At 71.6% G+C, this 12,638-nt stretch carries 11 protein-coding genes; 4 read left to right on the top strand and 7 right to left on the bottom strand.

Translation table 11 applies throughout. The features are described 5' to 3' along the window. Positions 1-55 precede the first annotated feature (55 nt). The 4 genes from PD653B2_RS05130 to PD653B2_RS05115 all read left to right on the top strand — a co-directional run bounded on the left by PD653B2_RS05130 (position 56) and on the right by PD653B2_RS05115 (position 4,169). A complete protein-coding gene (locus tag PD653B2_RS05130) occupies positions 56-976 on the top strand; it encodes a sugar phosphate isomerase/epimerase family protein (protein ID WP_085871265.1) in 921 nt (306 codons plus the stop codon). A gap of 67 nt (positions 977-1,043) precedes the next feature. After that, on the top strand, positions 1,044-1,877 hold the full coding sequence (locus PD653B2_RS05125) for a sugar phosphate isomerase/epimerase family protein (RefSeq protein ID WP_085871264.1): 834 nt from the start codon (positions 1,044-1,046) through the stop codon (positions 1,875-1,877). A gap of 44 nt (positions 1,878-1,921) precedes the next feature. Next, positions 1,922-3,082, top strand: coding sequence for a Gfo/Idh/MocA family protein (locus tag PD653B2_RS05120; protein ID WP_085871263.1), 1,161 nt, complete (start codon positions 1,922-1,924; stop codon positions 3,080-3,082). After that, positions 3,075-4,169 (top strand): Gfo/Idh/MocA family protein, encoded by a 1,095-nt coding sequence (locus PD653B2_RS05115; protein ID WP_085871262.1) that lies wholly within the window; start codon positions 3,075-3,077, stop codon positions 4,167-4,169. Before PD653B2_RS05120 ends, PD653B2_RS05115 begins: the two co-directional genes overlap by 8 nt. Before the next feature lie 21 nt (positions 4,170-4,190). Here the strand turns inward: PD653B2_RS05115 and PD653B2_RS05110 are convergent, their stop codons facing one another. From PD653B2_RS05110 to PD653B2_RS05080, 7 genes are all read right to left on the bottom strand, one after another. Beyond that, positions 4,191-5,159: an electron transfer flavoprotein subunit alpha/FixB family protein gene (locus tag PD653B2_RS05110; RefSeq protein ID WP_165763337.1), complete on the bottom strand. Its 969-nt coding sequence runs from the start codon at positions 5,157-5,159 to the stop codon at positions 4,191-4,193. Further along, on the bottom strand, positions 5,156-5,923 hold the full coding sequence (locus PD653B2_RS05105; RefSeq protein WP_085871260.1) for an electron transfer flavoprotein subunit beta/FixA family protein: 768 nt from the start codon (positions 5,921-5,923) through the stop codon (positions 5,156-5,158). Before PD653B2_RS05105 ends, PD653B2_RS05110 begins: the two co-directional genes overlap by 4 nt. A 4-nt stretch (positions 5,924-5,927) precedes the next feature. Beyond that, positions 5,928-7,985, bottom strand: coding sequence for an FAD-dependent oxidoreductase (locus PD653B2_RS05100; protein ID WP_133058944.1), 2,058 nt, complete (start codon positions 7,983-7,985; stop codon positions 5,928-5,930). 2 nt (positions 7,986-7,987) lie between these two features. Further along, positions 7,988-8,773, bottom strand: coding sequence for an SDR family NAD(P)-dependent oxidoreductase (locus PD653B2_RS05095; protein ID WP_085871258.1), 786 nt, complete (start codon positions 8,771-8,773; stop codon positions 7,988-7,990). A gap of 96 nt (positions 8,774-8,869) precedes the next feature. Further along, positions 8,870-9,856 (bottom strand): ABC transporter permease, encoded by a 987-nt coding sequence (locus PD653B2_RS05090; protein WP_085871257.1) that lies wholly within the window; start codon positions 9,854-9,856, stop codon positions 8,870-8,872. Beyond that, positions 9,853-11,403, bottom strand: a complete 1,551-nt coding sequence (locus PD653B2_RS05085; protein WP_085871256.1) for a sugar ABC transporter ATP-binding protein — start codon at positions 11,401-11,403, stop codon at positions 9,853-9,855. Before PD653B2_RS05085 ends, PD653B2_RS05090 begins: the two co-directional genes overlap by 4 nt. A 94-nt stretch (positions 11,404-11,497) precedes the next feature. Continuing rightward, positions 11,498-12,553 carry an SIS domain-containing protein gene (locus PD653B2_RS05080; RefSeq protein ID WP_085871255.1) on the bottom strand — a complete coding sequence of 352 codons (1,056 nt, stop codon included), beginning with the start codon at positions 12,551-12,553 and terminating at the stop codon, positions 11,498-11,500. Between the last annotated feature and the right edge of the window lie 85 nt (positions 12,554-12,638).

The following is a 12,638-nucleotide window of genomic DNA, read 5'->3' as shown; positions in this document are numbered from 1 at the left end:
ATTCTGTCGATCAGAGACATTAGAATCCAGGCACCATCGCCGATGAAGGAGTGCCATGAAGCTGGGATTCCTCACCGCCTGCCTGCCGGACCTCAGCCTGGACACCCTCGTCGACTACGCCGTCGAGCAGGGCTACCAGGCACTCGAGGTCGCCGCGTGGCCGGCTCTCGGAGATCGCCCGTTCACCGCGACCCACATCGCCGTGGAGCAGCTGACGGCAGACGAGGCGCTCGCGATCCGGGCGCGGTTCGACGGCGCGGGGCTCGAGCTCTCCTCCCTGGCGTTCTACGACAACAACCTCCACCCCGACCCGACCGAGCGGGCAGCGGTCAACGCCCACGTCCTGGCCTGCATCGAGGCGGCCGCGCTGCTCGGGTGCCCCACGGTCGGCACCTTCGTCGGGCGGGACCCGTCGCGGTCGGTCAAGGAGAACCTCGCCCAGGCCGAGGAGGCCTTCGCGCCCCTCGTCGAGCGCGCCGGCGAGCACGGGGTCAAGCTCGTCATCGAGAACTGCGTGATGGAGGGCTGGCACCCCGACGGCTACCCCGGCAACCTCGCCTACTCCCCCGAGCTGTGGGAGTGGATGTTCTCGATCGGGCTCTACCTCAACTACGACCCCTCACACCTGGTCTGGATGGGCATCGACCCCGTGGAGGCGCTCCGCCCCTACGTCGACAAGATCCCGCACGCGCAGGCCAAGGACATCCAGACCTTCCCCGATCGTCGCAACCGCTACGGCTGGCCGGGCCGCGGCCCGTCGCGCGACGACCCGTGGGACGTGGGCTGGTGGCGCTACCGGGTGCCCGGCCTCGGCGAGGTCGACTGGGGCCGCATCGTCGACACCCTCTACGAAGGCGGCTTCGAGGGCGTGCTCTCCGTCGAGCACGAGGACCCTGTGTGGGGCGGCACCGAGGACCGGATCAAGACCGGTCTCGAGGTCGCCCACCGCACCCTCGCGCCCCTGATCGTGCACTGACGCCGCCCCGGCGTCATCCAACCACCCACGACGGCCCCGTCCGTCGCGGCAAGTCCAGGGAGTCAACATGAAGCTCGGCTACTGCTCCATCACGTGGGGTGGGGTCCTCGGCCACCCCGTCGGCGTCACGAGCGTGAAGGACCTCTTCTACTGCGGCGTCGGCGACATGGCCGACGCAGCACGCGACATCGGCGAGGCGGGCTACGCCGGCACCGAGATGTTCGACGGCGACGTCGCCAAGTACGCCGACGAGCCCGACGTGCTGCACGCGATCCTCGGCGACAACAACCTCGAGCTGGTCAGCGTCTACACCGGCGCGAACTTCGTCTACGCCGACATCCTGCCCGACGAGATGGACAAGATCCGCCGCGCGATCGACCTCGCCGCCCAGTTCGGCGCCGAGCGCCTCGTGGTCGGAGGCGGCGCCCGGCGGGCGGCCGGCACGACCGACGAGGACTACGCCGCCCTGGGCCGCGGCCTCGACCGGGTGTCGCAGATGGCAGCCGACAAGGGCCTCGTCGCGACGTACCACCCGCACCTGACGACCATCGTCGAGAACCCCGACGAGCTGGAGCGGATCATGGACGTCTCCGAGATCGGCTTCTGCCCCGACACCGGACACCTCGCGGCCGGTGGCGGCGACCCCGCCACGCTGATCCGCCAGTACGGCGACCGCGTCAAGCACGTGCACCTCAAGGACGTCGTCCTCGACCCGTTCGGCTGGACGCCGCTCGGGGAGGGGTCGCTGGACTTCACCGACATCGTGCGGGCCATCGACGAGGTCGGCTACGACAGCTGGCTGATGGTCGAGCTCGACGAGTACGCCGGCGCGCCCCTCGACGCCGCCAAGATCTCCAAGGCCCACCTCGACACCATCCTCGCTGAGCTCGGGCTCGCCTGACGACACGCCTCGCCTCGGCGAGCACAAAGGAACGGAGCACCACCATGCGAGAGCTACGCGTCGGTCTCATCGGGGCCGGATTCATGGGGAAGGCCCACTCGATGGCCTATGCCTCGATGCCGATGTTCTTCTGGCCCGCGCCGGCCATCCCGGTCCGCGCCGTCATCGCCGAGGCGACCGAGGAGCTCGCCGCCGAGGGCGCCGCGCGCTTCGGCTTCGAGTCCAGCACCGGTGACTGGCGCCGCGTGATCGAGGACCCGACGATCGACGTCGTCGACATCGCCACGCCGAACCACCTGCACCCGGAGATGGCGATCGCGGCGGCCCAGGCCGGCAAGCACATCATCTGCGAGAAGCCGCTGGCCCGCACCGCGGGTGAGGCGAAGGCGATGCTCGACGCCGTGACGGCCGCGGGCGTGGTCAACATGGTGGCGTTCAACTACCGGCGTACGCCCGCGATCGCGCTCGCCAAGAAGTACATCGAGGAGGGCGCCATCGGGGAGATCGTCAACTTCCGCGGCACCTACCTCCAGGACTGGAGCGCAGACCCGCAGTCGCCGCTGTCCTGGCGCTTCCAGAAGGACATCGCCGGCTCGGGCGCGATCGGCGACATCGGCACGCACGTCGTCGACCTGGCCCGCTACCTCGCCGGCGAGATCAGCGCCGTCAACGGGCTGGCGCGGACCATCATCGCCGAGCGCCCCCAGCAGAGCGGCGGCCGCGACGCGCTCGGGACCTCGCGCTCCGGCGGCGAGCTCGGGCCCGTCGACGTCGACGACGAGATGATGACGATGCTGAAGTTCGCCAACGGCGCCGTCGGCTCGATCGAGGCGACCCGCAACGGCTACGGCCGCAACAACTTCATCACCGTCGAGGTGCACGGCACCGAGGGGTCGATCTACTTCAACTACGAGCGGCGCGACGAGCTGCAGGTCTTCTTCGCCAGCGACCCGGGCGACCGGCGCGGCTTCCGCACGGTCTACACCGGCCCGGCGCACCCGTACGGCGAGGGGCTCTGGCCGATCCCGGCTCTCGGCATCGGCTACGGCGAGACCAAGATCATCGAGGCCTACGACCTCTTCCGCTGCATCGTCGAGGGCACCGAGGCGTCGCCGAACTTCCACGACGGCTGGCGGATCTCGCTGATCGCCGACGCGATCATGGAGTCGTCCGCGTCCGGGAGCTGGATCACGATCGATGAATGACCGCGTCCGGTCCGGCATCATCGGCGCGGGGTTCATCGGCAGTGTCCACGCGCACGCGGTCCGGGCCGCCGGCGGTGACCTCGTCGCCGTCGCCGACCACAGCCAGGAGGCGGCCGAGGAGGGCGCGCGGAGGCTCGGCGCCCGGTTCGCGGCCGAGTCCGCGGAGGGGCTGATCGCCTCCGACGATGTCGACGTCGTCCACATCTGCACGCCGAACAACCTGCACGCACCGCTCGCCCGGCTGGCCCTCGAGGCCGGCAAGGCGGTCGTCTGCGAGAAGCCGCTGGCGACCACGCTGAACGACGCCGTGGAGCTCGCCGCCCTGGCGGCCGAGCACGGTGCGGTCACCGCCGTACCGTTCGTCTACCGCTACTACCAGTCCGCGCTCGAGGCGCGGGCCCGGGTGCGCAGCGGCGACGTCGGGCAGCTGTGGCTGCTGCACGGCAGCTACCTGCAGGACTGGCTCTCCACCAGCGCCGACGTCAACTGGCGGGTGGACGCCGCGGTCGGCGGCGCGTCGCGGGCCTTCGCGGACATCGGCGTGCACTGGTGCGACCTGGTCGAGTTCGTCTCCGGCCACCGGATCACCCGCCTGTCCGCGCAGCGCAAGACCGCGATCAACAGCCGCGAGTCGACCGTCGAGGTGACCACCGAGGACATCGCCACCGTGCAGTTCGAAACCGATCTCGGGGCCGTCGGGTCGGTCGTGGTCAGCCAGGTCTCCCCCGGCCGGAAGAACCGGTTGTGGTTCTCCCTCGACGGCGCGGACCAGTCGCTCTCCTTCGACCAGGAGCTGCCCGAGACCCTGTGGGTCGGCAGCCGCTCACACGCGTCCGTCGTGCCACGCGGGGTCACCGTGCACCGGACCGGCTCCGCGCTGCTCACCCCGCTCCCGCCGGGGCACCCCCAGGGCTACCAGGACTGCTTCAACGCCCTGGTCGGCGACGTCTACCAGGCCGTTGGCGCCTCGGGGACCGAGGAGGTGCCCGAGGGGATGCCCAGCTTCGCCGACGGGGTGCGTGCGGCCCGGATCACCCAGGCCGTGCTCGACTCCGTCGCCGGCGAGTGCTGGGTGCCCGTCGGCTGACGTCGGTCGAGGTCGCCGGCGTCAGGACCGCTCGCGGAGCAACGCGGTGATGCGGGGGACGACCTCGGTCAGGTCGCCGACCACGCCGAGGTCGCACAGGTCGAAGATCGGCGCCTGGGGGTCGGTGTTGATCGCGATGACGGTGCCCGAGCGGGACATGCCGACCCGGTGCTGCACGGCGCCGGAGATGCCGCAGGCGAGGTAGAGGCGCGGGCGCACGGTGCGGCCGGTCTGGCCGACCTGGTGGGCGTAGGGGTACCAGCCGCGGTCGACCACCGGCATGCTCACGCCCACGACACCACCCAGCACCGAGGCGAGCTCCTCGAGGAGGGCGATGTTGTCCTGGCTGCCGAGACCGCGGCCGCCGGCGACCACGATGTCGGCGGTGTCCAGGCCCGACCGCACGACGTCGGCGCCGCCCGGCGACTCGTCGAGCCTCACCTCCGGCCCGGTCGCGGCGGGCACCTGGACCGGCACCACCCGGGGCGCGTCGCCGGCCGGGTGCTGCACGGCGTCGAGCGCCGCGGTGCGGAAGATCGCGATGGCGGGGCCGCCGACCCAGCCCACGTCCACGGACGTGGAGTCCGCCAGGGCGAGGCGTCGGCCGACCAGCTCGCCGTCGACGTCGTCGAGGCCGGAGAGGTCCCAGCAGACGCCGGCGCCGAGCCGGACCGCGAGGGCACCGGCGACGTCGGCCGACAACGAGGAGTTCTCGAAGGCGACCAGGTCGTAGGGCTCCTCGGCGTGCAGGGCGGCGACGACGGCGACGCGGGGCGCGCTGGTGGCGGGCAGCCCGGTCACGACCCGTACGGCGCCCGCGCCGTGCCTCGCCAGCTCGCCGGCCAGCTCGTCGACGGGGTCTCCGTCGGCCACCGGCAGCAGCACCTCGACCGCGTCGCACACCCGGGCGGCGGCGGACAACACGCCCAGCTGGCCCGCGGGCACGCGCCCGGACCGTGGCTCGACGACCACGAGCGCACGACGGCTCACACCAGCCTCCTCTCCACCAGGAAGTCCACGACCCGCTCGTGCGCGTGGCCGTCGTCCTCGACGAGCTCCGCCGGCCCGCGCGCCGGGGCGGGAGCGGCGGCCAGGACGCGGGTGCGTGAGCCCGACGTACCGAGGTCGGCACCGGCGAGGCCGAGCGACTCCGGGGTGAGGACCTCCACCGTCTTCTTCTTGGCGGCGATCACGTCGCGGAAGGTCGGGTAGCGCGGCAGGCACACCTCGCCCGACAGCGCGAGCACGGCGGGGAGCGAGGTCTCGGCGGCGTGGACGCCGGTCTCGGTCTGGCGGGTGGCGCTCAGGCGCCCGCCGGCCACGGTCACCTCGACGGCGCGCGAGAGCACCGGCAGCCCGAGCCGCTCCCCGAGTGCCGACCACAGCAGCGCACCGGCGCCGTCGCCGCTGGACGCGCCGAGGATCACGAGATCGGCCTCGAGCCGGCGTACCGCCGCGGCGAGCACCTCGCTGGTGACCAGCAGGTCGGCGCCCTCGAGCGCCGCGCCGGTGACGACCACCGCACGGTCCGCACCCATCGCGAGCGCGGGCCGCAGCGCCTCCGCTGCGGCCTCGGGCACCATCGCGAGGACGACGACCTCGCCGCCGCACTCGTCGCGCACGCGCAACGCGCTCTCGACCGCGCTCTCGTCCACCCCGGTGAGGAGCGACCCGCCGGAGCGGTCGAGGCGACCGCTGTCGGCGTCGAGGGCGAGCGCCATCGGCACCGGCTTCACGCACACGACGGTCCTCATCGGGTCACACCGTCACCGCGACCTGGTGCGCCTCGAGCAGCACCGTCTGGATCAGGCGAGCAGCCGACGCGTCGCCGATCCTCTCGACCCGGACCTCGCGGTCACTCTCCGCGACCAGGTCGCACAGGCGGTGGTAGAGGTCCTCGCGGGAGCGGCGGGAGTGCACCGGCACCACGACGTCGACGTCGAGCCACTGCTCGACCCCGGTGACGCCGTCGACGACCCGCGCGCGGCCGGGCTCGATGCGCAGCAGCGTGGTGAGCGGTCGCAGCGCGATGCCCTTGGCCGCCACGCGCTGGAGGAACATCGCGATGTTGGTGCCCTCCAGCTCGCCGGCCACGACCGGACGGCTCGAGATCACCGTGACCTGCTTGCCGGCATCGGCGAGGAACTCCGCCGTGCCGGCGGCCTCCCAGTGCCCCTGGCCGTCGACGACCAGCACCCGGTCGCCCGGGAGCTCGGCGCCGCCGAGCACCTCGTCGACGGAGTAGACGCAGCCGAGCTCCAGACCGGGCACCTCCGGCAGCACCTGGAGGCCCCGGGCCCGGGCGAGGGCGCCGGCGTCCGGATCGGTGTGGGACTGGCGGTGCTCCGGCGGGAGGTTGGGCTGCGAGCCGGTGGCCACCACGACCACGTCGGGCTCGAGCTCGAGCAGGTCGTCGGCGGTGGCCTCGACCCCGGTCCACAGCTCGACGCCCAGGCGGCGTACGGCGGCCTCGAGGTAGTGCGTGACCTCGGCGACCTCCTCGTGGTGCGGCTGGCGGGCGGCCAGGCGCAGCTGCCCGCCGAGGTGCTCGGAGCGCTCGAACAGCGTGACGCGGTGTCCCCGGCGCGCGGCGATCTCGGCGACCTTGAGGCCGGCGGGGCCGCCGCCGATGACGACGACCGTGCGGGGCTCGGCGGCGCGGACGAGCAGCCGCTCGCTCCAGAGCAGCTCCTGGCCGGCGGCGGGGTTCTGCACGCACCGGATCGGCTTCTCCTGCGCGACCGCGTGCAGGCAGCCGTCGTTGCACCCGATGCAGGCGCGGACCTCGACGGCCCGGCCCTCCGCGAGCTTGCGGGGTGTCTCCGGATCGGCGATCAGCTGGCGCGCCATGCCGACCAGGTCGGCCTCCCCCGTCGCGAGCATGTGCTCGGCGAGGCCGCCGTCCTTGATCCGGCCGAAGGCGACGATCGGCAGGTCGGACTGCTTCTTCAGCGCCTGGTTGAGCGGTCGGAAGTAGCCCTGCGCGACCGCCGCCGGCGGGATCTCCATCCAGAAGCTGGAGAAGGACCCGGCGTCGCAGTTGAAGTAGTCGACCAGCCCGCTGGCCTCCAGGTGCTCGGCCATCCGCAGCCCGTAGTCGAGCTCGTAGCCGAACGGGGTGTACTCGTGCAGGCAGATCCGGATCCCGAGCGGCAGGTCCTCGGGCAGGTTCTCGCGCACCGCCGCCACGCACTCGAGCGGGAAGCGCATCCTGTTCTCGAAGCTCCCGCCGTAGGCATCGGTGCGGCGGTTGAAGAACGGCGAGGCGAAGCTGCGCAGCAGCCCGTCGTGGGCGATCTTGATCTCCACGCCGTCGTAGCCGGCCGCGACCAGGTTGCGGGTCGAGACGGCGAACCCCTCGATCGCGCGCACCATGTCGCCGCGGTCCATGGCCCGCGTCGTGTGCGGGCTGGAGGGCTCCGGCATCTGCGTGGGCGCCCACAGCACCGGCGGCGGGTGCTCCAGCGAGGTGTGCCCGCCGTGGTTGAGCTGGGCGAAGATCGTGGCGCCGTGCGCGTGCACCGCGTCCGTCGTACGCCGGTTCAGCGGCACCGCGCGCGGGTCCCAGGCCGCGAGGTACTTCCGCGACATCTGGCCCTCCGGCATGGTCGCCATCGAGCCGTCCACGATCAGCCCGGCTCCGCCCCACGCGCGCTCCTCGAGGTACGCCGTGAGGTCCTCGGTCGGCATGCCGTGCACGTCGCCGAGGGCGTTGAAGTGCGGCTGGAAGACCACGCGGTTGCGCACCTCGACCCCGCGGATGCGCAGCGGGGAGAACAGCGTCGGGAAGTCGGGGCCCGTCGTCGTCTCGCCCATGGTCACGCGATGGCGCCGTGGGACTGCGAGCCGCCGTCGACCAGCAGCAGGGTGCCGGTCACGTAGGACGACTCCTCGGAGGCGAAGAACAGCGCGGTGTTCGCGATGTCCTCCGGCGTCCCCAGCCGGCCCAGCACGATCGAGCGGCGGGCCGCGGCGATCGCGGAGCCGGGCGTCTCGCTGACCAGGTCGTGGTAGCCGTGCATCATCTCGTTGTCGATGTAGCCCGGCGCGATCGCGTTGACCCGGATGCCGAACGGCCCGAGGTCCGCGGCGGTCTGCTGGGTGATGAGGTTGACCGCGCCCTTGGAGCCCGCGTAGACCGCCGACTGCTTCAGGGGCAGCACGCCCTGGATGGAGGAGATGTTGATGATGCTCCCCCGCCGGCCGTCGGCCTTCATCGCGCGCGCGGCGTACTTCGTGGCCAGCAGCACGCCCCCCACGTTGATGTCGACGACCCTGCGGTAGTCCTCCCAGGAGAGCTCCGTGATGTCCTCGGCGACCCCGGTGCCGGCGTTGTTCACCAGGATGTCGACGCCGCCGTAGAGCTCCACGGTGCGCTCCATCGCCGCCGCCACCGACTGCTCGTCCGCGACGTCGCACCGGACCGCGGTGGCCCGGCCACCGGCGGACACGATCGCCGCCTCGGCCTCGCGACCCTCGGCCTCACTGCGCTGGGCGAGCACGACGCTCGCTCCCTCGGCCGCGAAGCGCGCGGCGATCGCGAAGCCGATCTGGCGGCCGCCACCGGTGACGATGGCGGTCTTGCCTGCGAGGCGAGCGCTCACGGAGTTCTCCCTGGTCGTGGTCGAGGTGGGGGGTGGATGCCGGGGCGGGCGGCCTTGCGTACGGCACCGCCCGCCCCGGCTGCTCGGATCCTCGGGTCAGCGCCTCTTGGAGAGCGCGACGGCGAGGATGATGATGAAGCCCTTCACGGCGATCTGCCACGACGAGCTGACCCCGATGAGCACGAGGCCGTTGTTGAGCACGCCGATGATCAACGAGCCGATGAGCGTGCCGATGATCGAGCCCCGGCCGCCGAAGAGGCTGGTGCCGCCGAGGATGACCGCGGCGATGACGTCGAGCTCGAGGCCGTCGGCGAAGTCGGGACGGGCGGCGTGGCCCTGGGCGGTGAAGATCAGCGACGCGAGACCGGCGAGCACGCCGGTGAACACGAAGCAGAGGATCTTGGTGCGGTCGGTGTTGATGCCGCTGTAGCGGGCGGCGGTCGCGTTGCCGCCGGTGGCGTACACCTTGCGGCCGAAGGTCGAGAAGTGCAGCAGGACACCGCCGATGAGCAGCGCGACGATCGTCCACAGGATCGGGACCGGGATCCCGGCGATCGACCCCTCGTAGAAGACGGCCCAGAACGGGCGGCTGTCCACGAGCACGGGCGCGGTGTCGGTGACGACGAACGCGATTCCCTTCGCGACGCCCAACATGCCGAGTGTCACCAAGAAGCTCGGGATCCCGAGTTTGGTGGTGAGCAGGCCGTTGACCAGGCCGATGAACGCGCCCACGGCGACGCCGACCATGGCTCCGAGGAACCAGTTGTTGGAGAAGTCGTTCATGAACAGCGCGGCCGAGACACAGGACAGCTTGAGGATCGAGGCCACCGACAGGTCGATCTCCGCCGCGATGATGACGAAGGTCATGCCGACGGCCATGATCGTGACCAGCGTCGTCTGGCGGCCGATGTTCTGCAGGTTCGCACTGGTGAAGAAGACGTCGGACTTGATCGAGAAGAACACGACGAGCGCGATCAGTGCGAGCAGAACGCCGTAGGGGCGGTCGCTGGAGAACAGGTCGCGGGCGAGATTGCGCCGGCTCTCGGAGGCGGCTGCGGGGGCAGGCGTGGTGGCAGTGCTCATCGTGCGGGCTCCTGTACAAGGTGGTGGAGGCGCTCTTCGCCCTCGACTTCGGACGTGTGGACGCGGGTGGTGACGCGACCGTCGTGGATGACGGCCAGGGTGTCGCAGAGAAGCTGGAGCTCGACGAGCTCCGAGGAGACGACCACGACGGCGCAGCCGTTCCGGGCGAAGCCACGGATGATCCCGTAGATCTCGTCGCGGGCGCCGACGTCGACGCCGACGCTCGGCTCGTCGAGCAGGAGGAGCTTGGGCTCGGGCGTCAGCCACTTGCCGAAGACCACCTTCTGCTGGTTCCCGCCCGAGAGGTTCTGCAGCTTCGTCTGGATGCCGGGCGCACGGACGTTGAGGTCGGACACGGCCTTCTTCGCCCGCCTGTTCGCCTCGCCCTTGGTGAAGGCCCCCGCCCGGGTCAGCTGCGGCAGCCGGGGCATCGCGATGTTGGCAGCGATGGTGTCGGCGAGGACCAGGCCCTGCTCGTGCCGGTCCTCGGGCACCAGCGCGACGCCGGCGGCGATCGCCTGGTGCGGGCTGCCCCAGCGCACCGGCTTGCCCTCGAAGAGCACCTCACCCTCGTCGGCCCGGCGCAGACCGAACATCGTCTCGAGGATCTCGGTGCGTCCGCTGCCCACCATCCCGGCCAGCCCGAGGATCTCTCCGGGGCGCACCTTGAGGTCCACGCCCTTGAGGCGCGCGTTCGTGACACCGCGCAGCTCGATGACCGGCGCGTGGGTCGAGGACTCGCTGGACTCGTCGCGGAACGCGCTGCGGCGGTCGCCCTCCTCCACGCTGAGCGTCGCCTGGGCCATCCGTTCGTGCCCGGGACCGACGATCTCGCTGACCAGCTTGTCCATCGTGATGTCGGAGGTGTTGTGGGTGCCGACGTTGAGCCCGTCGCGCAGGACCGACACGCGGTCGCTGATCCGGAACACCTCGTGGAGCCGGTGGGTCACGTAGATGACGCCGACGCCCCGCTCGGTGACGTCCGCGACGGTCTTGAAGAGGATCTCCTCCTCACCGGCCGACAGCGCCGACGTGGGCTCGTCGAGGACGAGGATCCGGATGTCGCCCATCAGCGCCTTCGCGATCTCGGTGAGCTGGCGGTAGGCGAACGGCAGCGCGCCGACCCGGGCGCTGGCCTTGATCGGGAAGCCCTGCTCGGTCAGGTACTTCTGGGCCGCGTGCACGATGGACCGGTTGCGCACGAGCCTCGTCCCGCCGTGCGGCTCCCTCCCCAGGAAGAGGTTGGAGGCCACCGACATCGAGGGCACCAGGCTCAGGTCCTGGTAGACCATCGCGATCCCGCTGTCGCGGGAGTCCTGGGCGGACTTGAAGTTCGTCTCCTTCCCGTGCACCAGGACCGTGCCGCCATCGCGCTGGTTCACTCCGGAGAGGACCTTGATGAGGGTCGACTTGCCGGCGCCGTTCTGGCCGAGCAGCGCATGCACCTCACCGGGCCTGAGGTCGAAGCTCACGCCGCGCAGCGCCTTGACAGCACCGAAGCTCACGGTGATGTCGCGCAGGTCGACGAGTGGTTGGGCCGTTGTCATCAGCGATCTCCCTGGAGAATGACGACCCGGCTCACCGGGGCGTCGTGGAGCGCGGGCGGGACAGCCGACGCTGGGGGGTCGAGACGCGGGGATCTCACGAGTCACCCGCGGTCTCGATACGGGTCACCTTGCTGAGCCCGGCAGGGGTGTCCGGGTCGAGGCCCCGGGCGATCGCGGCGTCGTGGGCCGCGCGCTGGAGGGGGAGCACCGCGAGGAACGGCGCCCAGTGCGACGGAGTCGCGGGGAGGCGGACGTGCTGGTCGGCGCCCGTGGACGGCGCCGCGTTGATGGTGACGGTCCGGGCACCGCGGCGGGCGGCTTCGCGTGCGGCCTCCTCGCACAGGTGGACACCGACATCGTCGGAGGCGGTCAACAGCACCGCCGTACCGGCCGTGACCGAGTTGACGCTGCCGTGCAGGAACTCGCTGGTCTCGAACGACGCGACCGGACGGCTCAGGGTCTCGCGCAGCTTGATCGCGCCCTCCTCGCCGACCGCCTCGGCGTAGCCCTCACCCGCGCAGACGAAGTCGGAGGCGGCGGACACGTCGATCCTGGTCGTCTCGTCCTCGAGCACCGCGGCCATCAGGTCCGGGACCGCGGTCGCCGCCTCACGGAGCAGTTCGGGCTGCCCCGCCGCGGCGAGGCCGAGCAGGCACGCGAGCGAGGTGGTGAAGCTCTTCGTCGCCGGCACCGCGACCTCACGACCGGCGTGGAAGAGCAGCCGGCGAGCGTCGTCGACCAGTCCGCCGAGCGCGGAGTTCTCGGAGTTGGTCACGACCACCAGGTCGGCACCACGCTCGAGGGCGGCCCGCGACGCGGCCAGGATCTCGGTGCTCTCCCCGGACTGGGACACCGCCACGACCAGCGCGCCGTGCAGCGCTCCGGAGGTGGACCAGGCCAGGTGCGCGGGCGAGACGACGGCGGCAGGCAGCCCGGCGATGGAGCGAAAGGCCTCGGCGGCGTACGTCGACGCCGAGCGCGACGAGCCGCGACCCAGGAGGATCACCTGCCGAGCGGACCCGAGCAGCGGCGCGAGGGCCTCCGTCCGCGCCTGCACACCGCCGAAGGCGGCGCGTACGCGGTCGGGCTGCTCGACCATCTCGGCGGCCATGTTCCGGCCGGGCACCACGGTGATGGTCGTCCCGCTCACGAGCTCCTCTTTCCAGGCGGCACCGACGGATGTCGGCGGCGGTCGTTTCCGAGACTCCGGTTGTCAGCCCCGTTCGCGCAGGCTT

Origin of the sequence: Nocardioides sp. PD653-B2 (assembly GCF_002117935.1) — a bacterium.
In the GTDB taxonomy this organism is placed as follows: domain Bacteria; phylum Actinomycetota; class Actinomycetes; order Propionibacteriales; family Nocardioidaceae; genus Nocardioides.
Note: the sequence above shows the minus strand (reverse complement) of the source record. Positions and strands in the feature narration are given on the sequence as shown.

What these genes read in the sequence shown, in the direction of transcription:
- PD653B2_RS05115 (WP_085871262.1), top strand. Translation starts at nt 3,075, where the DNA reads ATGAATGACCGCGTCCGGTCCGGCATCATCGGCGCGGGGTTCATCGGC.
- PD653B2_RS05085 (WP_085871256.1), bottom strand. Translation starts at nt 11,403, where the DNA reads ATGACAACGGCCCAACCACTCGTCGACCTGCGCGACATCACCGTGAGC.
- PD653B2_RS05125 (WP_085871264.1), top strand. Translation starts at nt 1,044, where the DNA reads ATGAAGCTCGGCTACTGCTCCATCACGTGGGGTGGGGTCCTCGGCCAC.
- PD653B2_RS05120 (WP_085871263.1), top strand. Translation starts at nt 1,922, where the DNA reads ATGCGAGAGCTACGCGTCGGTCTCATCGGGGCCGGATTCATGGGGAAG.
- PD653B2_RS05100 (WP_133058944.1), bottom strand. Translation starts at nt 7,985, where the DNA reads ATGGGCGAGACGACGACGGGCCCCGACTTCCCGACGCTGTTCTCCCCG.
- PD653B2_RS05130 (WP_085871265.1), top strand. Translation starts at nt 56, where the DNA reads ATGAAGCTGGGATTCCTCACCGCCTGCCTGCCGGACCTCAGCCTGGAC.
- PD653B2_RS05105 (WP_085871260.1), bottom strand. Translation starts at nt 5,923, where the DNA reads ATGAGGACCGTCGTGTGCGTGAAGCCGGTGCCGATGGCGCTCGCCCTC.
- PD653B2_RS05090 (WP_085871257.1), bottom strand. Translation starts at nt 9,856, where the DNA reads ATGAGCACTGCCACCACGCCTGCCCCCGCAGCCGCCTCCGAGAGCCGG.